Genomic DNA, 19,650 nt, shown 5'->3' on the forward strand with positions numbered 1-19,650 from the left:
CGCGCCGTGACCTCGCTTGCTTCGCGCCGCGAGCTCGTCGGCGCTCCTCGACTTCCGCCCGCTCGCCGCGGCTTCGTTCCTCAGCTGCGGGCGGCCTTGGCCCGGGTGATCGCGGCGACCGCCCGCCCGTAGGCGATCGGCACCGCGCCCAGCGCCAGGGCCCGCTGCCGGGTCGGCTCGGTGACGTCGAAGTGCTCCCGGGCGGTGCCCGGGTGCTGGATCCAGCGCGCCTCGATGCCGAGCCGGTCGGCGAACGCCAGCAGCTCGCGGTGGCCGGCCTCGCCGGGCAGGTCGGAGAGCAGGTGCGACCAGACGCCGTCGACGGGACCGACCACCGCGGCCAGCTGCATGTCGTCGACGTACACGGTCACGTGGCCAGCCTCCCACGTGCCCGCAGCGCTCAGCGCACCCGGCCGTAGAAGACCGAGCTGGTCCAGATCCGGTCGCGGCGGACGGGTACGCCGGGCCGCGAGGCGTGCCAGAGCGTGTGGCTGCCGGCGTAGATGCCGACGTGGTAGACCCGGCCGCCGCTGGTGAAGAACACCAGGTCGCCGATCCGCGGGCTGCGCACCCGCCGCGTGGCGCCGGCCTGCGCGCCCGAGGTCCGCGGCAGCCTCGTGCCGACGTGGCGGTACACCCACTGCACGAGGCCCGAGCAGTCGAAGGCGTTGGGGCCGGCGGCGCCGTACACATAGGGCTTGCCGGCCCGCGAGCGGACCGTGTCCATGACCTTGTCGATCCGCTTCTCGGTCTTGGTCGCCTTGTCGTCGGCGTGGTGGGAGTGTCCGGCGGCCTCGTCCTTGGCGAGCTCTGCGGGCAGGACCAGCGAGGAGCCGGTGTCGTCGTCGGCGTGGGCCGCCGGCGCGGGCGAGAACAGGCTCGCCGAGGCGAGGACGGGGACGACGAGCAGGCGCGCGGCAGCGCGCGACGCGATGGTGGACATCAGGGGAACTCCGCAGCGGCGCCTGCGAGAGATGACCTGTCGGGCTTGGGCTGCTGGTGCCCAGGGACCGGTGTCCCTTCGCCCCGAGCCGGATCACTCCGGCACACTGCCTGGGTCTCCCGTGCCCGCGCTTACCTTCATCGTGGTCGATGTCTCCCCACCGTCGAGCGCGGGCCTCGGCGCGACGCGGGCGGCCTCCCCGGTCGGGGAGGTCTCGACCGTCCATTCGACCTGCTTGCCATAGTCAGCGCAGTGGCCGGCGTCACGTTTGCGGCGTGGCGATGCTCACCCGGTTCGATGTAACGCGGACGCCGATCGGCGCCGCCGATCAGCTCGGGAGATGCGGATCCGCCAGCAGGTACTGCGCGATCCGCCCGTCCCGGCCCCGGTGCGGGCGCACCGGCTCGGGGACCATCCGGCCCTCGGCGGTGTCCCAGAACCGGTCCACCCGCAGCGCGACTCCGCGCGCCAGCCGGCCGGACAGGCCGCGGTGGGGAAGGTAGGGGTGCGGGCGGGTCGGGACCCGGCGCTCGGTGCGGTAGAGCCGCTCGGCGAGGTGGTCGCACTCGTCCGCGGTGGTGGCCGAGCCGAGGTCGGAGACCAAGCGGAGCTCGAGGGTGCGGATGGCGGCCAGCTCGCGCTCGACCTCCTCCCAGATGCCGGCCCAGGGCCGCCGCACGACGAACGTGGAGCCGTAGAGCTTGGCCTTGAGCTGGGCCAGCGCGATCTCCAGGCGCCTGCTCTGCGCGGCCAGCTCCTGGGCGCGGCGCTGGCCCTGGTCGAGGTGGCGGCGGGCGGCGGGGGCGAGGACGGCGTTCGCCGCGGCGACGTGGCGGCTGGTGCTGGCCAGGAACGGGTCGGTCGCGCTGAGGGCGACCCGTGGTCGCTCGCGGGTGGGCCGGGAGGCCTCGGCGCTGCGCATCCGGGCGTGCAGCACGGCGTGGGTCTGGGTGACGGTGTCGGCGAGGACGTCGGCGCCGGGGGACGAGCTCTCGGTCATGGTTCCACCTCCGTGTGTGAACCCCCCTCAAATGCAGTGTGCGCCGGTCCCGTCCCCTGTTTCAAGGGGCCGACGGGACCGGCGCACGCGGCGGAGGTCAGGCGCGCGGCAGCGTCGTGTACTCCACGCCGCAGATGTACTGCACCGTGCGCAGCACCTGGCAGGAGTAGCCGAACTCGTTGTCGTACCAGACGTAGAGGATGGCCGAGTCGCCGTCGACGATCGAGGCGCCGCCGTCGACGATCGAGGCCGCGCGGGCACCGATGAAGTCGGTGGACACGGCGTCCGAGGCGGTGGTGTAGTCGAGGTTGCGGGCCAGCGGGCCGACCAGGGAGGCCTTGCGCAGGTGGTCGTTGACCTCGTCGCGGGTGGTCTCGCGCTTGAGCTGGAGGCTCAGGATCGCGATCGAGACGTCGGGGGTGGGGACCCGGATCGAGTTGCCGGTGATCCGGGCCTGGAGGTCGGGCATGACCTTGGCGACGGCGGAGGCGGCGCCGGTCTCGGTGATGACCAGGTTGAGCGGCGCGGAGCGGCCGCGGCGGTCGGCCTTGTGGTAGTTGTCGAGCAGGTTCTGGTCGTTGGTGAACGAGTGGACCGACTCGACGTGGCCGCGGACGATGCCGAACTCGTCCTCCATCGCCTTCAGCGGCGGGACGATGGCGTTCGTCGTACACGACGCGCAGGACAGCACGGTCTCGGAGAGGTCGACGTCGAGATGGTTGACGCCGTGGACGATGTTGGGGACGTCGCCCTTGCCCGGCGCGGTCAGCAGCACCTTGGCGATGCCGGGGCGCAGGTGGCCGGACAGGCCCTCGCGGTCGCGCCAGATGCCGGTGTTGTCGATGAGGATCGCGTTGTCGATGCCGTACTCGGTGTAGTCGATCTCCTCAGGGGAGTTCGAGTAGATCACCTGGATCACGTTGCCGTTGGCGATGATCTGGTGCTTGTCCTCGTCGACCGTGATCGATCCGTTGAAGGCGCCGTGGATCGAGTCGCGGCGAAGCAGCGAGGCGCGCTTCTTCAGGTCGTCGCCCTTGCCCTTGCGTACGACGACGGCGCGCAGTCGCAGGCCGTTGCCGGAGCCGGACTTCTCGACGAGCAGACGCGCGACGAGGCGGCCGATGCGGCCGAAGCCGTAGAGGACGACGTCCTGCGGGCACGGTGCGGTGAGCTTGTTGTCGCCGGTGGCCTCGGCGAGCGCGGCGGCGGTGAAGTCGGGGATCGACTGTCCCTCGCCGGAGGCGCGGTAGGCCCGGACCAGGAGCGCCAGGTCGACCTTCGCCGCGCCGAGGTCGAGCGCGCCGATGGCCTCGAGGAAGGGGAAGGTGTCGCGGACCGACAGCTCGACGCCGTCGATCTGTCGCGCGTAGCGGTGCGTCTTGAGGATGTCGATGACCGACTTGTTCACCAGCGAGCGGCTGTGGAGCAGGATCGTGACGTCCTTCTCGCGGTGCAGCTTGCCGACGATCGGGATCATCGCCTCGGCGAGCTCCTCGTGGTGCTTCCAGCGAGTGAACTTATCTTCGGTGGTGCTCAACGCTTCCCCTCTTAGCAGGTCGACAAAGCGGCTCGATCGTAGGCCCGCTGATTGTCGGACGCCTCATCGGGCCGCTCGGTGGGACGCGTGCGGTCGGTCACAGCACCTTGGTGCCGTACATCTCGCCGAGAGGGTCCGCGAGCAGTTCCAGCCGCTCGCCGTCGGGGCCGGGGAAGTAGAGGGAGACCTTCGACTCCAGGTGGTAGGCCACGCCCGCGTCGTCGAGCTTGGCGCGCAGGTAGTCCCACTTCTCCCGGGTCACCGAGATGGCGAGGTGATGGTGCCCACCGAGCACCTCGGCGTACGGCCCGAGGTCGAGTCCCGGCAGCGTGAAGAAGGCCAGCAGGTTGCCTGCGCCGACGTCGAAGAAGAAGTGGTCGGAGCCGGCGTAGTCGCGGTTCTCGAAGATCTCGGTCAGCGGGAACTCCAGCAGCCCCTGGTAGAAGTCGATCGTGCGCCGCACGTCGGAGGACAGGAGGGCGGCGTGATGGATCCCGCGCGCGCTGCTCTCGGGGCGCTCGCCCTCAGGGGCGAGGTACTCCTTCTTGATCCGCTCGCGGTCCTTCGTGATCGCGTCGAGGTCAATGGTTGCCATGTCAACTATTCTCCACGAGATCGTGGATATGTCAACATTCCCGGCTAGGGTGGTGCCGATGAGTACGACGACGCGATGGCTCGACGCCGAGGAGGCCCAGGCCTGGCGGGCCTGGCTCGACCTCAACAACCGGCTGTTCGCCCGACTCAACCGCGAGCTGCAGGCCGCGAGCGGGCTGTCGATCTCCGACTACGAGATCCTCGTCGCCCTCACCGACGCCGACGTCCCCGAGCGGTCGCTGCGGATGTACGAGCTCGGCGAGCGGCTCCAGTGGGAGAAGAGCCGCGTGTCCAAGCAGGTCTCCCGGATGCAGGCCCGCGGCCTGGTCGAGCGCCGGCACTGCGCCGACGACCGGCGCGGCGCCTTCGTCGACCTGACCGAAGCCGGCCAGGCCGCCATCGACGCCGCTGCCCCCGGCCATGTCGCGCTGGTGCGCGAGCTGTTCTTCGACGGCCTCAGCGGCGACCAGGTACGCAGTCTGGGCCGGTTCGCGACGACGGTGCTCGACCGGCTCGCCGAGGACTGATCAACCCCGCAGGTCGGCCACCGCGAGCGACGCGAAGGTCATCGCCGCGCCGAGCGGCGCCCCAGGACCCGGGTACGCCGAGCCGAACACCGACGCCGCGGAGTTGCCGACGGCGTACAGGCCGGGGATCGGCCGGCCCTCGCCGTCGAGCACGCGCGCGCTCGCGTCGGTGACCAGGCCGCCCTTGGTGCCGAGGTCGGAGAGCACGAACCGCGCGGCGGTGAACGGCGCCCGGTCGACGGGGACCAGGACCGCCGACGGGCCGCCGCCTCCGGCGAAGAAGGTGTCGTACTCGTCCTCGCCGCGGCCGAAGTCCTCGTCCTTCCCGGCCGCCGCGAAGGCGTTGTAGCGCTCGACCGTGGCCGTGAGCGCGGCCGGGTCGAGCCCGGTCGCGGTCGCCAGCTCCGTGAGGGTGTCCGCCTCCACCCAGGTGCCGGCGGCGAGGTGCTCGGTGCGCTCGCCCTCGGGCATCGCGATCGCGGGCAGCCGGCCGTCCTCGCGGGAGTCGAAGACCAGCCAGGACGGCGTCCGGTCAGGCGTTGCGGCCATCGCCCGACCGAAGCGGTCGTAGGGCAGGCACTCGTTGCCGTACCGCTGCCCCGACGGGTCGACCATCACCCCGCCGCGGAAGCCGAGCGTGAACGCGCCGCCGCCGTCGGGCTGCTGCAGGCCGGGACAGAACCAGCCCTCGCCCGACCAGTCGGTGGCGGCGCCGACGGCGGCGGCCGCGTCGATCACCTCGCCGGTGTTGGTGCCGCGCGGCGCCATGGTCCAGGCCGCGTCGCCGGGCGTCTTGTGGACGGTACGACGCTGCGGGCTCCCCTCGAAGCCGCCGGCCGCCACCAGGATCCCGCGTCGCGCGCGGACCTCGCCCGGACCGTCGTCGCCGACGAACCGGACCGTGGTGACGCGGCCGTCGGCGTCCCGCCCGAAGCCGGTGACCTGGCGCCCGGTCGCGATCGTGCCGCCGTCGCGCACGGTCATCGCGGCGAGCCGGGCGATCAGCGCCTGCCCGCCGGACAGGGCGGAGCGGCCCGGCCGCCCGACACGGTCCCGCTCGACGGGCGGCCGGACCAGTGCGGCGATCGCGGGATCGAGCTCGTCGCGGCGGATGCTCCTCGGCTGGATGGAGCGGCCCATCGGCACCCGGCCGGGCGCGTCGTAGTACTCCGGGAACGGGATCCACTCGAACTCCATGAGCGGGTCCGCCTCCAGCCGCCCAACCAGGCGCGGGGCCTCGGCGAGCAGCGCCTCGACCCGCTCCTGGTCCGGGTCGTCCAGGACGGCGGCGAGGTACGCGCGGGCGCTCTCGGTCGAGTCCGGCAGCCCGGCGCGCTGCTGGACCTCGGTGCCGGGCAGCCAGCACGCACCGCCGGAGTACGCCGACGTGCCGCCGATCAGCGGGGTCCGCTCGAGCACCAGCGTGCTGAGCCCGGCCGCGGCCGCGAGGGCGGCCCCGGTCAGGGCGCCGCCGCCCGACCCGACCACCACGACGTCGTGTTCCTGCTGCAGGGTGTCCGCCCCGACCAAGCCGCTCATGGCGGAACGATAACGTGTTCTAGTTCAGCTGTGGGGCGAGGCGCGGGCGGGCGGTCAGCGGCCACGCGACCACCGCGCCGGCCACGCCGCCCAGTCCGTTGTGCAGGACGTCGGCCGGGGACGGAACCCGGGTGGGGAAGTACTGCTGCTGGGCCAGCTCGATGCACGCGGACGCGAGCACGGTCAGGACCACGGCGAGCAGCGGCCGGCCGAGCACGATCGCGAGCAGGAAGCCGGCCGGCACGAACAGCGCGACATTCGCCAGCACCTCGGTCCGGTTCCAGTCCATCCGCCCGCCGGTGGCCCGCCCGGCCAGCGAGTCCGCGAGGCTGAACGCCCACCGTCCCGCGGAGGGATCGGCCAGGGTGAGCCGGGCGACGAACACCGAGTAGCAGGCGAGCAGGACGGCGGCGACGGGACGGCGGATCATGCTCTCGACGCTAGGTCGGCCGGCTGGTCGGGAGATCGGTCGCGAGTGCCGACGGCCGGTACCTGAGGACCGATCAGCCCTGCCGGCCCTTCATCCGCGGGTTCTGCTTGTTGATCACATAGGTCCGGCCGCGCCGGCGGACCACCTGCGCGCCCGGCTGCCGCTTCAGCGACCGGATCGAGTTGCGCACCTTCACCGCCTCGCCCTCCTTCCCGTCTCCGGATCGACCAGCCCGTCCATCACGGCGCCGATCAGCCTCCGCGGCACCCGGTGGGTGCGGCCGTCGATGGTCACCGGCACCAGGTCCGGCGCCGTCGCCTTCCACTGAGCCCGGCGGTGCCGGGTGTTGCTGCGCGACGTACGCCGCTTGGGGACGGCCATCACGCCACCTTCCGGGTCGGGCCCAGCCAGGGCTCGAAGCCGTCCTCGCCGACAGACCAGGAGCCGCGCTCGTCCTCGCCGAGCAGCAGGTCGTCGAACGACGGGCGCAGCTGCGCGGGCGCGACGCCGACCCCGGTCACGACGATCCGTGTGAACGGCGTACGGCGCCCCCAGCCTGCGTGGTCGCCGATGCTGAGCTGGCCGCCCGCACCGTCCCACTCGACGGCTCGCCCGGGCCGGGAGGGCAGCCAGAAGCAGCCCCGGGAGCGGTGCGCGCCGCCGCCGATGAGCTCGAGAGACTCCAGCAGCCGGTCGGGGTGGAAGGGCCGCAGCGACTGCAGGTCCACCCGCCACACGCCCTCGGTCCGCAGGTCGGGCAGGGCGTCGGACCGGGTGGGGCTGGTCCACGCCTCCTTGTGCCCACGCTGGTGTCGGCTCCCGAGGAGCTGCTGGCTCTCCAGCCCGTGGCCGCCCTCGAGGAGCGCGACACCCGGACGAGCGAGGGTCTTGACCAGGCCGCGGGCGACCGGGTCGACGGCATCGTCGAAGGTCAGCACGTCGGCGTACTCCACCATCGTGGCGAGCACCTCGCCGACGCCGCGGCGGTCGTCGGGCGTGCAGTGGTGGCCGCGTTCGGCGAGCAGGTCGTCGCCGAGCAGGTCGCGCACCGGGTGTCGCGCGCTCAGGGCGGTGACCACGCTGGAGACGCGCAGGAACCGGGCCAGCCGCGTGTCCCAGGTCAGCACGGAGCAGACGTGCCCGGCCTCGGCGCCCACGGGCAGGTGGGCCACGATGCTGTGCCAGCGGCCGTCGCGGGCGAGCCGCTCGAGGGTCGGCACGATGTCCTCGCGGATCGCGCAGCTCACGCATGCGTGCTCCAGCAGGGTCTCGTGGGTCTCGACGACGCCGCTCAGGTCACTGACCGTGCGGGTCAGCAGGCCGCGCTCCGGGTCGATCTCGTGACGTACGGCGACCGTGTCGGGCAGGCCGAACTGCAGGCTCACCATCGTCGTGGCCATCGCGTCCGGGTCGACCCCGGCGAGCAGGACGACGGGGACCCTCATGGCTGCCCCTTCCCGCCGCGCCGCCCGTAGCGGCGCTCGAAGGCCTCGACCCGGCCCTCGCTGTCGAGGACCCGGCCCTGGCCGGTCCAGAACGGGTGGCTGTGCATGCTCACGTCGACGTCGACGACCGGGTAGGTCCGCCCGTCGAGCTCGATCGTGGGTCCGTCCGTCCGCCCGGCCAGCGTCGAGCGGGTGAGGACGACGTCGCCGGTGGCCCGGTCGCGGAAGGCGACCGGGCCGTACGCCGGGTGGATGTCCTGTTTCATCTCCTGTGCCCTTCGTGATTAGAATGAGAATCGTTCTCAATCATGACACATCCCCCGAGAGAAGGAGAAGACGATGTCCCAGGTCTGCCAGGTCACCGGCGCGCGGCCGGCCTTCGGCAACCACGTGTCGCACTCGCACCGGCGGACCCGGCGGCGCTTTGACGTCAACATCCAGCGCAAGCGCTTCTGGGTGCCGTCGCTGGGACGGCACGTCACGCTGCGGGTCTCCGCCCGCGGCATCAAGACCATCGACCAGCGGGCGATCGAGGCCGTCGTGGCCGACCTCCGCGCCCGAGGAGAGAGGTACTGACATGGCCACGAGGGCATCGGACGTACGGCCGATCGTGAAGCTGCGCTCGACCGGCGGCACCGGCTACACCTATGTCACCCGCAAGAACCGCCGCAACGACCCCGACCGGCTCCGGCTGCGCAAGTACGACCCGGTGCTGCGTCGCCACGTCGAGTTCCGTGAGGAGCGCTGATGGCGTCGCAGGCCAAGATCGCCGCCGAGGCGCGGCGCCGCGCCACGGTGGAGAGGTACGCAGAGCGGCGCGCCGCCCTCAAGGAGCGGGTCCGCCGCGCCGCGCCGGGCTCGGCGCAGCTGGCCGCGGCGATGCAGGAGCTGGCCCGGCTGCCCCGGGACGCCTCGCCGGTCCGGCTGCGCAACCGCGACCAGGTCGACGGCCGCCCGCGGGGCTACCTGCGCAAGGCCGGCCTGTCTCGGATCCGGTTCCGCGAGCTGGCGCATCGAGGTGAGCTGCCGGGAATCACAAAGTCCAGTTGGTGACGGCTCGGCACTGCTAGCCTTCGCGCACTGATGTGCGGCGTGACAGCCAGGCTCGGCTGCCGGTTGCCTCGAGCATCGGGCCCGTCTCCACTGCTTCCTGTGGGACGGTCACCGCCCGATTCCTGGAAGGACCGCCGTGCCTCGCTCGCCCCTGCCCGGGTGGCTCGCAGCTGCCACCGCCCTCGCGCTCACCCCGCTCCTGACCGGATGCTCCGGCTCGGACGCGCTGTCCGTCGAGAAGATCAGCGAGCCGCTGGCTGCGCACCTCGCCGACGCCGGCCTGCTCGCCGACCCCGACTCGTTGTCCTGCGACGGCGACGTCGGAGTCGGAGTCGGCAAGAGCCTCGAGTGCGCCTTCACCACCAACGGCCAGCCGGTCGCCCTCGCGGCCAAGGTGAGTGCTCTGGACGGCGATAGGGTCGAGTTCGACCTGACCACCATCGCACAGCCGGTAGCGGCCGAGGTCCTCGCCCGCGACGTGAGGACCACCGTCGGCCAGCAGGTCGGCGCCGAGCTCGACGATGCCGCCTGCGACGCCGAGTTGGCGCCCGAGGTCGATGCGACCGCGACCTGCAAGGTCACCGCCGGTGGCCAGAGCCGCGAGTTCCTGGCGACGGTCACCGTGATCGACGGTGGCCGGGTCGACTACCGATTGGACCCGAAGTGAGGACGTCGAGGGCGAAGCGTGCCATGACCGGACTCGCACTGGCGTTGGCCGCCGCCTGCCTGACCCTGCTGCCCAGCAGTCCGGCGCCGGCCGCTGCCCCGGCCCACGCTCCGGTCGCTGCCACCCCGGCGGTCGACTACGACGCCCTGGCGCTGCAGATCGCGATCGAGATCAACAACGCCCGGATGAACCCGGCGGGGATGGCCGACGCGCTCGAGAAGCTCGCGCCCACGCTGAAGGGCCGCGGCCTGCACCTGTCCGACGGGAATGTCATCCAGACCGACAAGGCCTACCTGGACCAGTCGATCGCCGAGGCTCGCAAGCAGACTGTGCTCAAGCCGCTTGCCTGGTCGCCGAAGCTGGCGAAGGTGTCCCGGGACTTCGTGCCGACCGCCGCGCGATCCATGGGGCACGGCAACTACGGCTCCCGGACCAACGGCATCGGTGGCAAGGGCTGGATCGAGGCCATCTCCTGGGACGACCCGAACCCGCTCGCCTACGTCTACGGCCACTGGATCAGCGAGGCCGACAAGTGGCCCCGCACCACCGAGTTCTGCCCCGACTGCGACTTCTCCAAGCAGGCCGGACAGCCCGGCGCCGTACCGTGGCGCGGGCACCGCGGCATCGTCAACGACAACCGGATGACAGCCATCGGCGTCGCCTGCGGGTTCAGCCGGATGTGGGTGCCCGACGGCGTCGTGTGCGTGATCAACGACGGCATCGACATGCCCGACGAGAGCCCGCTGGCCACGCCCGCCAACGGCGCCCCGGCGCTGGACAAGATTGCCGGACCGATCGACGGCAGCGTCGGCGGCACGGCCACCGCGCCGAAGGTGAGCGTGGATCTGAAGGCCCCGACGAAGCCGACGGCCACGGCCTCGGAGCGTTCGGCGGCGACGGGCGGACCGCTCGACGGTACGTCCGAGACCACCGCCTCGTCGCCGAGCCCGTCGGCCAGCCCGTCGGCCAGCGCGTCGGCCAGCGCGTCGGCCAGCGCGTCGGCCAGCGCGTCGGCCAGCCCGAGCGCCAGTACGTCGCCCAGCGGTTCGCCGGCCGGAGACTGCGCCGGCGCGGACCAGCCCGCCCCCAGCCCGGCGGAGAACGCCGCCCTGCTGCGCTGCTTGATCGACGACGCCCGCGCCGCGGCGGGCCTGCCCGCCTATGCGGTCAACGCCAAGGCGGACGAGTACGCGGTGCAGGCCACCGGGCGGACCAGGCTCAACCCGACCAACGTCTGCGCGGGCAAGTCACCGGCCGGCTGGGGCAGCGGCCAGGTCCCCGAGCAGACCGCGAAGAAGGCGTTCGACGCGATGGGCGGGGCCAAGAGCACGTGGGTCACCGCTGCCGAGACCGACCTGGGCGTGGGCTTCGGGAACCGTCAGTTCGGGCTGTTCCGGGCGACCTGCGGCTGACGCCTGCCGTACGACTTGACTCACCCAACCTCTATGGAAAGGCACCACCCATGCGTACCACCCTCCTTCGCGGCGCCGCCGGGCTCGGCGCCGGCGCCGTCGCCGCCGGCCTGCTCGTGGCCGCCGGTCCGGCCCAGGCGGCAACGAAGTTCTCCTCGCCCGCGTTCGGTGACATCGATACGCCCGCGGCCAACCTGTGGACGTCAGGGTCGGTTAACGTCTCCGGTCTGTCCGGGAAGGTGAGCGACGTCAACGTCACGCTGCGCAAGCCGGCCGGCGTTCTCGGCAATCTCGACATCTACCTGCAGTCGCCGAGCGGCCAGAAGGTGTGGCTGCTCTCAGATGTCTGCGCCGGTGGGATTCTGAAGGACTTCGACATCGTGATCGATGACGCCGCGCCCGCCAAGCTTCCGGCCAGCGCCAGCGACGGCTGTGGTGCCACGACGGTCAAGCCGGCGAACTACAACGATGGTGACGACGACGGTGGAGTCGTCGCTGCGGAGACGCTTGCGGCGTTCAACGGGTCCGAGGCCAATGGGTCGTGGAAGCTGCTCGTCCGCAACGAGCAGGGTGCCAACAGCGGCGCTTGGACCGAGTCGCTCGACGGGTTCGACCTGATCATCGACACCGTGGCGACTGCGCCGGAGACCAAGGTCACCAAGGTCAACACCAAGAAGAAGCGCAAGGTCGTCATCAAGCTCGCGTCCGACACCCCCGGCGTGACCTTCCAGAACAAGGTCAAGTCCAAGGCCGGCAATGTCGACTGGCAGGCCACCAAGAAGCCCACCAAGGTGGTCGGCAAGGGGCTGACCAACGGCAAGAAGGTGATCTGGGTCCGTGCGGTCGACAGCGCCGGCAACGTCGACGCCACCCCGGTGAAGGTGGTCGTGAAGGTCGCGCCCAACGGCAAGGTCAAGGCCAAGGTCAAGGGCTGAGCGGCCGATGCGTACCACTCTGCTCCGTCGTGTCGTCGGTCTCGGCGCCGGCGCCCTCGCCGCCGGTCTGCTCGCCGTCGCCGGTCCCGTCCACGCCGCCACGAACTTCTCCTCGGGAGCCTTCGGTGACATCAACACGACCGCGCCCGGCACCTGGACGTCGGGTACGGTCGACGTCTCGGGCCTGTCCGGCAAAGTGAGCGATGTCAACGTCACGTTGCGCCAGCTCGAGGGCATGATCGACGAGCTGGACATCTACCTGCAGTCTCCCGCCGGGCAGCGGGTCTGGCTCTTCTCGGACGCCTGTCTCGGCAACCCCCAGGCGGCGACCGACTACACCTTCGACGACGCGGCACCTACAAGCCCACGAACTACAGCGACGTCTACGACGACGACAACGGCGTCAGCGCCGCGGACACACTCTCGGCGTTCAACGGGACCTCACCCAACGGCACGTGGACGCTCTACGTCCGCAACGAGCAGTCTGGCGGCGGTAGCAGCGCCGAGAGACTGGCGGGTTTCGACCTGAGCATCGACACGGTTGCGGCCACCGCGGCGACGGCGCCGCAGACCACGGTCAAGAAGGTCAAGGTCAAGAAGCCCAAGGCCAAGAACCGCAAGGTCATCGTCAAGCTGGCCTCGGACACTGCCGGAGCCCGCTTCGAGAACAAGGTCAAGGCCAAGGGCGGTGACGGCGACTGGCAACCCACCAAGAAGCCCACCAAGGTGGTTGTCAAGCATCTGATCCGGGGCAAGCGGATCATCTGGGTCCGGGCCGTCGACGCTGCCGGCAACGTTGACGCGACCCCGGTGAGGATCAAGGTCAAGGTCGCGCCGAATGGCAGGATCAAGGTGAAGTACAAGGGCTGATCAGCTGAGCCGGCGCAGCCGGTCCAGTCGCCGGAGGCCGTCGTGGTCCGTCTCCTCGGAGGCGACCATGGCGGCCTCCAAGCGTTCTCGTGCGGTGGTGGCGTCCAGGTGCATGCCGATCGCGACGACCTCGCTCGCGGACGGAGGCGTGCGTAGGCCGTCGACGTGGACCTGGCGGCCGACCACGTGGATGACATACCCCTTCGCGCCTGTACCGGTGGCGACGCGCACCGTGCCCTTCATCCGGTACGCGCCGGCGGGCGGGTCGAGGAGCAGGTCTACCAGGGAGCCGGGGCGGATCGCCCCGTCACGTCGTACCGCGGCCGAGGCGGCGTGCGGACCGTGGTCGAACACGTCGGCCGCGGCGCGCTCGGCCCGCAGCAGCGAGGCGATCGGGAGCTGGTCGGGCGGGTCCTCGGCCAGGGCGACGTCGTGCAGCAGGGCGGGGTCGACCCGGCCGCGAGAGGTGCGTACGACGTGCGCGCCCGGGTTCACCTCGCGCACCCGCGCCTCGATCGCGGCGAGGATCCCCTCCCGCTCGGACGGCGGCAGCAGGTCGGCCTTGTTGAGCACGACCAGGGTTGCGACCGAGAACCGGGCCGGCGGCATCCCGCCGTCGTCGACGGTGCCGAAGTACTCCACGGCATCCACGACGTCGACCACGCCGCCCGGCCGTACCCGCGGCGCGCGGCTGTGCCGGATCAGCTGCGCCAGCGCACCCGGCTCGGCCAGCCCGCTCGCCTCGACGACGACCGCGTCCAGTGCCAGCCGGGGATGGCTGAGCTTCTCGAGAGCGGCGTCCAGGCCGGACACGTCCTCCAGGCAGCACAGGCAGCCGCCCGCGATCGAGACCGGCTCGTCGACCTGCCCGGTCACCAGGCCGGCATCGACGTTGATGGCGCCGAAGTCGTTGACGATCACCCCGATCCGCGCACCCGGCCGGCGCAGCAGCCGGTTGAGCAGGGTGGTCTTCCCGGCCCCCAGGTGCCCGGTCAGGGCGGTCACGGGGACGGCGGTGCTCACGGCCCCAGTCTAGTTGACAACGATTCTCATATCAGGGCGGGCCGTGGCAGGGTGATCGCGTGAGCAGCCACCGCCGTCAGAAGCCCACGCGCGGCCATGGCCACGGGCATGGTCACGGCGGCGGCGGCGATCTCGCCCCCGTCCGGATCGGTACGACGGCCCGCACCGCCCTGCTCACCGTCCTCGTTCTCGCCCTGCTCGGCACCCTCGCCGGCCTCGTCGCCTGGTGGCCGCCCTCGGACGCCGCCGCCCGCAGCGCCGAGGCGGGCGGCCCCGCCGCGCAGTTCGCGGCACCCGGCGTCACCTTCCCTTCGGCGGAGGTGGTCTCGGTGGCGCCGCGATGCACCGGGAACGGGCTGCCGGACGGCTCGGGCTGCAGCTCGCTGACCGTCAAGGTCGCCGCGGGGGAGAAGGGTGCGGGCGACACGGTCCGAGTCGACGTACCGCCGGAGGTGATCGACTCCGGGATCGGCAAGGGCGACCACGTGGAGCTGCTCCGCACCCCGACCCCGGAGGCGGACCAGGACGTGTCGTACTCCTACTTCGCCACCGAGCGCTACGGCACCCTGATCTGGCTGAGCGTGCTCTTCGTGGTCGTGGTGCTCGCCGTGGCCCGGCTGCGCGGGCTGCTCGGCCTGGTCGGCCTGGCCTTCGGCGGCGCCGTCGTGTGGTGGTGGATGCTGCCGGCGCTGCTCGACGGCTCGCCCGGCGTCGGCGTCGCGCTGACCGGCGCGACGGCGATCATGTTCGTCGTCCTCTACACCACCCACGGCTTCTCGCTGCGCACCAGCACCGCGCTCGCCGGCACCCTGCTCGGCATCGTGCTCACCGCCGGCATCGGTGTGCTCGCGATCGGCGACGCCCGGCTCACCGGCATCAGCGACGAGGGCGGTGCCATCCTGGCCAGCTTCGGTGCCCTCGACTTCCAGGCCCTCCTCGGCTGCGCCCTCGTCATCGCCGGCCTCGGCGTACTCAACGACGTCACCATCACCCAGGCCTCCGCGGTGTGGGAGCTGCGCGCCGCCACCCCCGACGCGTCGCGCACCGAGGTCTTCACCAGCGCCATGCGGATCGGCCGCGACCACATCGCCTCGACGATCTACACCATCGTCTTCGCGTACGTCGGCACCGCGCTCATCCTGCTCATGCTGCTGCGCGTCTACGACCGCCCGCTGCTTGAGCTGATCTCGACCGAGCAGCTCGCCGAGGAGGTCGTGCGCACCCTGGTCACCTCCGTCGGCCTGGTCCTCGCCGTCCCCGTCACCACCGCCCTCGCCGCGGTCATCGCTGCCCCGGCTCGGGCGGCTGCGACGGGTGCGGGAATCACCGCTTAAGCGGCGATCCCCGCACTTAATGACGGTTGCAACAGTCAGTAAGCGCCAGTTTCACCGCTGAGCGGTGATTCCTGCAGCCCCCGAGCCCCTCACAGCGTCGGGTCGGTCCAGGCCAGCTGGACCACCTCGGCGCCGCGGTCGCGGGTGAGCATCTTGCCGCGACCCGGCTGGGCCGGACCGGGCCGCAGGTTGCCGATGAGTGCGCCCTCGTCGCGGCTGCCGGCCAGCAGGATGCCGGGCATGGCCAGGTCCCGCATGGACTGGATGACCGGCTCGTAGAGCGCCCGCGACGCGCCGCCCGCGCGGCGTGCGATCGCGATGTGCAGGCCGACGTCGCGGGCCTGGGCCATCAGCGGCTGCAGCAGCGCGACGGGCGAGCTCTGCTGGGTGGCGACCAGGTCGTAGTCGTCGACCACGACGAACACCTCCGCACCCTTCCACCAGGACCGGTTGCGCAGCTGCTCGGGCGTCACGTCGGGACCGGGGATCCGGTTCTGCAGGTACGTCGCCAGGTCGCTGAGCGCCGGCTGCGCCTGGGTGGCCGAGGTGAGATAGTTGAGCAGGTAGTCCTCGGGCACCTCACCCAGCAGCGAGCGGCGGTAGTCGACGAGGAGGATCTGGGCCTCGGCGGGGGTGCGGGTCCGCATGATCTCCTGGCAGTAGCTGCGCAGCAGGTTGGTCTTCCCGGACTTGCCGTCGCCGAACAGCAGCAGGTGGGGCTCGGCGTCGACGTCGAGCCCGACGGGGGCGAGCTCCTTCTCGTTGACGGCGAGCAGCAGCTGGCGCTGGGGTGGGGTGCCGGCCTGGGCCCGGACCTCGTCGAGCGTGATCTTGTCGGGCAGCAGCCGCAGCTTGGGGCCCGCGGGCCCGCGCCACGCGGTCGTGACCGCGTCGATCATCGCGTCGACGCCGTCGCCGAGGGTCTCCACGGCGTCGTCGCCGTCGATGCGGGGCAGCGCGCCGAGGAAGTGCAGCTTGCCGGGCACCAGGCCGCGGCCCGGCCGGTTGCCGGGCACGAGGGCGGCGACCTTGCGGTCGATCTCGGAGTCGATCGGGTCACCGAGGCGCAGCTCGAGGCGGGTGCCGATCAGGTCGCGCATCGCGGCCCGGAAGTCGGGCCACCGGGTCGCGCCGGTGACGATGTGGAGCCCGAAGGTCAGGCCGCGCCCGGCGAGCTGCTGGATCTCCAGCTCGAGGTCGTCGAAGTCCGAGCGCAGCGTGCCCCAGCCGTCGATGACGAGGAAGACGTCGCCGTACCCGTCGTCGGCCCGGCCCTGGGCGCGCCGGCTGCGGTAGGTCTCGATCGAGTCGATGCCCTGGCTGCGGAAGTACCGCTCGCGGCGGTCGACGATGCCCTTGACCTCGGCGACGATGCGGCGTACGACCTCCGGCTCCGAGCGGGTGCCGACGCCGGAGACGTGGGGCAGCGCGGTCATCGGGGCGAACGTGCCGCCGCCGAAGTCGAGCACATAGAACTGCGACTCCTGCGGGGTCGTGGTCAGCGACAGGCTGGTCACGATGGTGCGCAGCACCGTGCTCTTGCCGCTGCGCGGGCCGCCGACGACAGCGACGTGGCCGGCCGCGCCGCTGAGGCTGACGGTCAGCGTGTCGCGGCGCTGCTCGCGGGGGCGGTCGACGGTGCCGAGCGGGACGGTCAGGTTGCCGACGCCGCGCCACCGCATCGACACCAGGCCGAGCTCGGGGTGCGGCGCGAGGTCCGGCATCAGCTGGTCGAGGGTGTCGGGCCGGTCGAGCGGCGGCAGCCACACCTGGTGAGCCGCGGGGCCGCGCCCGTCCATCCGGGAGACGGCCACGTCGAGCAGCGACGCGCTGCCCTCCGGTACGACGACGGCCGGCGTCTCGGCCTCCTCTCGCTCCGGCTCGTCGAAGGTCTGCACCTCCGAGATCGTGAACGGCAAGATGCCGCGCACCTTGCCGCCGCTGTCGCGCACCACCCGGCGCCGGCTGGTCTCCGGCGGCCCCGACACGTAGGCCGCCTTGAACCGGGTCATCGTCGTCGGGTCCGGCTTCAGGTAGCCGAGACCGGGCACGGCGGGCAGCTCGTAGGCGTCCGGCACGCCGAGGACCGCGCGCGACTCCTGGGCGCTGAAGGTGCGCAGACCGATCCGGTACGACAGGTGCGACTCGAGCCCGCGCAGCCGGCCCTCCTCCAGCCGCTGGGAGGCGAGCAGCAGATGGAGGCCGAGCGAGCGACCGAGGCGGCCGATCGCGACGAACAGGTCGATGAACTCCGGCTTGGCCGACAGCATCTCCGAGAACTCGTCGACGACGAGGAAGAGCGAGGGCAGCGGCGCGAGGTGCGCGGTCGCCGGATCGCCCGACGTACGGGCCTTCTCGTAGTCGCGGATGGACGCGAAGTTGCCGGCCTCGCGGAGCAGCTCCTGGCGGCGCACCATCTCGCCGGACAGGGCGTCCTGCATGCGGTCGACGAGGGTGAGCTCCTGGGCGAGATTGGTGATGACCGCGGACACATGGGGCATCTCGGCCATGCCGGCGAAGGTCGCGCCACCCTTGAAGTCGACGAGCACCATGTTGAGCTGCTCGGGGGAGTGGGTCATCGCCAGGCCGAGGACCAGGGTGCGCAGGAACTCCGACTTGCCCGAGCCGGTCGCGCCGATCACCAGGCCGTGGGGTCCCATGCCCTGCTGGGCGGACTCCTTGATGTCGAGGTGGACCGGCCCGGCGCCGTCGCCGACGCCGATCGGGACGCGCAGCCGGTCGCGTGCCGGCCGCGGTCGCCAGGCGGTGTCGGGGTCGAAGCGGTAGACGTCGCCGAGGCCGAGCAGGTCCATGAAGTCGGTGGGCGCGGTGAGGTCGGCCGCCTCCTCGCCCACGGCCGCGCCGGCGCTCGGGGTGAACAGCGGCGTCAGCCGCCGGGCCAGCGCCTCGGCGGTGGCCGCGCCGCACTGGTCGCCCTTGGCGCGCACCGGCTCGGTGCGCAGCCGTACGGCGACGATCGGGACCGTCTCGGCGCCCACCCCGGCGTGCGGCTCGATCTCGAGGCGCAGCGCGGTCGGGCTGTCGAGCTCGCCCCAGCGGGCGGGCAGGTCGACCACCGTGACGCCGTGCAGGCCGTCGGACGGGATCAGGTGGTTGCCCGGCGGCAGCTCCGCGCCGTCGGTCACCACGATGATGTGGGGGATCGCCGGCCGCTCGTCGGCGCCGAACCGGGGCCGCTCGGTGAGGTCGGGCGGCAGCATCGTGGCCAGGTCGCTGAGCGAGGTGGTCACCATCCGGGCCGGGCCGACGGCGTCGTTGTGGTGCTGGCTGTGGGCGTGGGGCAGCCACTTCACCCAGTCCCAGTGGGCCAGGGTCGCCTCGGTCGCCAGGACCGCGATCTGCAGGTTCTCCGGGGACTGGAAGGTCGCCGAGGAGCAGAGCAGCGCCCGGGCCAGGGCGCGGGCCTCCTCCTCGTCGCCGCACACCTCGATCCGGTCGAAGGCGCGCAGGTCGATCGACGCGGGCAGGTCGGGCTGCAGGCGATGGACGACGAGCAGCCGGTGGAGCGCGGACGCCGACGCCGGGTCGACCTCGTCGATCGGCGCGGCCTCCGGCGGCAGCAGTTCGAGGGCGAGCGGCTGCGCGCACACGCCGTACCGCACCTGGAGGAAGGCGGGGTCGGTCGAGGAGCGCTCCCACACCCGGGTCCGGTCCTCGGCCAGCGACGGCAGCGCGGTCGGCGTGGGATGCATCCAGGTCAGCGCCCGGCGCTGCTGGTCGGCCGCGTCGCGGGCGACCTTGCGGACGGTGGCGAGATAGCGGAGGTACTCGGTGCGCGAGCCGGTGACCTGCTGCTGGCGCTGCTTCCGCTGCCGGTCGATCTGGACCACGATGAAGCCGAGCGTCGCGAACAGGAACATGCCGGCGGCGATGAACCGCAGCGAGGAGTTGCCGCCCGTGCCGCCCAGACCCGCGACGAGCACGATCGAGCCCAGGCTGCCGAGCATCGGGATGGCGTTCATCGCCACGCCCGCGGCGCCCTCGCTCGGCTGGAGCTGCGGCGGGGGCTGGAGCTGGAGCTGCCCGCCGGGGAGCTCGGGACGCTCGCCGCGGCTGCCGCGCTGGGTCAGGCTGCCGGGGGCCGCCGCGGGCGGGGCCGCCCGCCTTCCCGGGGGACCGCCGGGACCGACCGGTCCGCCGGGGACGGCGCCGCCCGGGGCGCGGTGCGCACCCGGACCGCCACCTGGAGTGATGCCCACCGTCACGCTGCCGTCCCCTGTCGTCGATGCCCGGTCATGCGACGCCGACGATGATAGGACCCGGGTCCGTCAGCGTAGGTGGAGTAGGCCTCAGGACGCACGGGAAGAAGGACTACCCTGC

The 19,650-nt window shown here is 72.1% G+C and carries 23 protein-coding genes; 10 read left to right on the forward strand and 13 right to left on the reverse strand.

What is annotated here, in order from left to right; all coding sequences use genetic code 11:
• Window positions 1–80: 80 nt before the first annotated feature.
• From ACUP6Y_RS02200 to ACUP6Y_RS02220, 5 genes are all read right to left on the reverse strand, one after another.
• Window positions 81–371 carry a DUF4031 domain-containing protein gene (locus ACUP6Y_RS02200; RefSeq protein WP_462553970.1) on the reverse strand — a complete coding sequence of 97 codons (291 nt, stop codon included), beginning with the start codon at window positions 369–371 and terminating at the stop codon, window positions 81–83.
• A 29-nt stretch (window positions 372–400) separates the two neighbouring features.
• Window positions 401–943, reverse strand: coding sequence for a C40 family peptidase (locus tag ACUP6Y_RS02205; protein WP_462553971.1), 543 nt, complete (start codon window positions 941–943; stop codon window positions 401–403).
• Between the two features lie 328 nt (window positions 944–1,271).
• Complete coding sequence (locus ACUP6Y_RS02210) at window positions 1,272–1,943, reverse strand: hypothetical protein (RefSeq protein WP_462553973.1); 672 nt, start codon at window positions 1,941–1,943, stop codon at window positions 1,272–1,274.
• Window positions 1,944–2,040: 97 nt separating this feature from the next.
• Window positions 2,041–3,480 carry a glyceraldehyde-3-phosphate dehydrogenase gene (locus tag ACUP6Y_RS02215; protein WP_462553974.1) on the reverse strand — a complete coding sequence of 480 codons (1,440 nt, stop codon included), beginning with the start codon at window positions 3,478–3,480 and terminating at the stop codon, window positions 2,041–2,043.
• A 97-nt stretch (window positions 3,481–3,577) separates the two neighbouring features.
• The gene (locus tag ACUP6Y_RS02220; protein WP_462553975.1) at window positions 3,578–4,075 is read right to left on the reverse strand and encodes a VOC family protein; all 498 of its coding nucleotides are present in this window, start codon (window positions 4,073–4,075) and stop codon (window positions 3,578–3,580) included.
• A 58-nt stretch (window positions 4,076–4,133) separates the two neighbouring features.
• Here ACUP6Y_RS02220 and ACUP6Y_RS02225 point away from each other — a divergent pair, with 58 nt between their 5' ends.
• The gene (locus ACUP6Y_RS02225; protein ID WP_462553976.1) at window positions 4,134–4,601 is read left to right on the forward strand and encodes a MarR family winged helix-turn-helix transcriptional regulator; all 468 of its coding nucleotides are present in this window, start codon (window positions 4,134–4,136) and stop codon (window positions 4,599–4,601) included.
• On the opposite strand, the gene ACUP6Y_RS02230 is transcribed toward ACUP6Y_RS02225, so the two are convergent.
• The 6 genes from ACUP6Y_RS02230 to ACUP6Y_RS02255 form a co-directional block, all read right to left on the reverse strand.
• Entirely contained in the window at window positions 4,602–6,140 is a 1,539-nt protein-coding gene (locus tag ACUP6Y_RS02230; RefSeq protein WP_462553977.1) for an FAD-dependent oxidoreductase, read from the reverse strand.
• 19 nt (window positions 6,141–6,159) lie between these two features.
• Window positions 6,160–6,570 carry a VanZ family protein gene (locus ACUP6Y_RS02235; protein WP_462553978.1) on the reverse strand — a complete coding sequence of 137 codons (411 nt, stop codon included), beginning with the start codon at window positions 6,568–6,570 and terminating at the stop codon, window positions 6,160–6,162.
• Between the two features lie 73 nt (window positions 6,571–6,643).
• Window positions 6,644–6,766: a type B 50S ribosomal protein L36 gene (ykgO, locus tag ACUP6Y_RS02240; RefSeq protein WP_462553979.1), complete on the reverse strand. Its 123-nt coding sequence runs from the start codon at window positions 6,764–6,766 to the stop codon at window positions 6,644–6,646.
• Window positions 6,763–6,951, reverse strand: coding sequence for a 50S ribosomal protein L32 (gene rpmF, locus ACUP6Y_RS02245; RefSeq protein WP_462553980.1), 189 nt, complete (start codon window positions 6,949–6,951; stop codon window positions 6,763–6,765). The genes ykgO and rpmF overlap by 4 nt, the downstream gene beginning before the upstream one ends.
• The gene (locus tag ACUP6Y_RS02250; protein ID WP_462553981.1) at window positions 6,951–8,015 is read right to left on the reverse strand and encodes a CobW family GTP-binding protein; all 1,065 of its coding nucleotides are present in this window, start codon (window positions 8,013–8,015) and stop codon (window positions 6,951–6,953) included. Before ACUP6Y_RS02250 ends, rpmF begins: the two co-directional genes overlap by 1 nt.
• Complete coding sequence (locus ACUP6Y_RS02255) at window positions 8,012–8,281, reverse strand: type B 50S ribosomal protein L31 (protein ID WP_462553982.1); 270 nt, start codon at window positions 8,279–8,281, stop codon at window positions 8,012–8,014. Before ACUP6Y_RS02255 ends, ACUP6Y_RS02250 begins: the two co-directional genes overlap by 4 nt.
• A 73-nt stretch (window positions 8,282–8,354) precedes the next feature.
• Between ACUP6Y_RS02255 and rpmB the strand changes: the two genes are divergently transcribed.
• From rpmB to ACUP6Y_RS02295, 8 genes are all read left to right on the forward strand, one after another.
• Window positions 8,355–8,591, forward strand: coding sequence for a 50S ribosomal protein L28 (gene rpmB / locus ACUP6Y_RS02260; RefSeq protein ID WP_462553983.1), 237 nt, complete (start codon window positions 8,355–8,357; stop codon window positions 8,589–8,591).
• A 1-nt stretch (window position 8,592) separates the two neighbouring features.
• A complete protein-coding gene (rpmG, locus tag ACUP6Y_RS02265) occupies window positions 8,593–8,763 on the forward strand; it encodes a 50S ribosomal protein L33 (protein ID WP_462553984.1) in 171 nt (56 codons plus the stop codon).
• Window positions 8,763–9,068 (forward strand): 30S ribosomal protein S14, encoded by a 306-nt coding sequence (rpsN, locus tag ACUP6Y_RS02270; protein ID WP_462553985.1) that lies wholly within the window; start codon window positions 8,763–8,765, stop codon window positions 9,066–9,068. Before rpmG ends, rpsN begins: the two co-directional genes overlap by 1 nt.
• Window positions 9,069–9,204: 136 nt before the next feature.
• Window positions 9,205–9,735, forward strand: a complete 531-nt coding sequence (locus tag ACUP6Y_RS02275; protein WP_462553986.1) for a DUF4333 domain-containing protein — start codon at window positions 9,205–9,207, stop codon at window positions 9,733–9,735.
• A 23-nt stretch (window positions 9,736–9,758) separates the two neighbouring features.
• Window positions 9,759–11,147, forward strand: a complete 1,389-nt coding sequence (locus tag ACUP6Y_RS02280; RefSeq protein WP_462553987.1) for a CAP domain-containing protein — start codon at window positions 9,759–9,761, stop codon at window positions 11,145–11,147.
• 50 nt (window positions 11,148–11,197) lie between these two features.
• Window positions 11,198–12,082, forward strand: coding sequence for a hypothetical protein (locus ACUP6Y_RS02285; protein WP_462553988.1), 885 nt, complete (start codon window positions 11,198–11,200; stop codon window positions 12,080–12,082).
• A 7-nt stretch (window positions 12,083–12,089) separates the two neighbouring features.
• The gene (locus ACUP6Y_RS02290) at window positions 12,090–12,611 is read left to right on the forward strand and encodes a hypothetical protein (protein ID WP_462553989.1); all 522 of its coding nucleotides are present in this window, start codon (window positions 12,090–12,092) and stop codon (window positions 12,609–12,611) included.
• 197 nt (window positions 12,612–12,808) lie between these two features.
• On the forward strand, window positions 12,809–12,952 hold the full coding sequence (locus ACUP6Y_RS02295; RefSeq protein WP_462553990.1) for a hypothetical protein: 144 nt from the start codon (window positions 12,809–12,811) through the stop codon (window positions 12,950–12,952).
• Here ACUP6Y_RS02295 and ACUP6Y_RS02300 read toward each other — a convergent pair whose 3' ends face one another.
• Complete coding sequence (locus ACUP6Y_RS02300; RefSeq protein ID WP_462553992.1) at window positions 12,953–13,975, reverse strand: CobW family GTP-binding protein; 1,023 nt, start codon at window positions 13,973–13,975, stop codon at window positions 12,953–12,955. It lies immediately after the preceding gene.
• A 59-nt stretch (window positions 13,976–14,034) separates the two neighbouring features.
• Between ACUP6Y_RS02300 and ACUP6Y_RS02305 the strand changes: the two genes are divergently transcribed.
• Window positions 14,035–15,309 (forward strand): YibE/F family protein, encoded by a 1,275-nt coding sequence (locus ACUP6Y_RS02305; RefSeq protein WP_462553993.1) that lies wholly within the window; start codon window positions 14,035–14,037, stop codon window positions 15,307–15,309.
• A gap of 89 nt (window positions 15,310–15,398) precedes the next feature.
• Here the strand turns inward: ACUP6Y_RS02305 and eccCa are convergent, their stop codons facing one another.
• On the reverse strand, window positions 15,399–19,535 hold the full coding sequence (gene eccCa, locus ACUP6Y_RS02310) for a type VII secretion protein EccCa (protein WP_462553994.1): 4,137 nt from the start codon (window positions 19,533–19,535) through the stop codon (window positions 15,399–15,401).
• Window positions 19,536–19,650: the final 115 nt, after the last annotated feature.

It is taken from the genome of Nocardioides sp. S5-5, assembly GCF_054954065.1.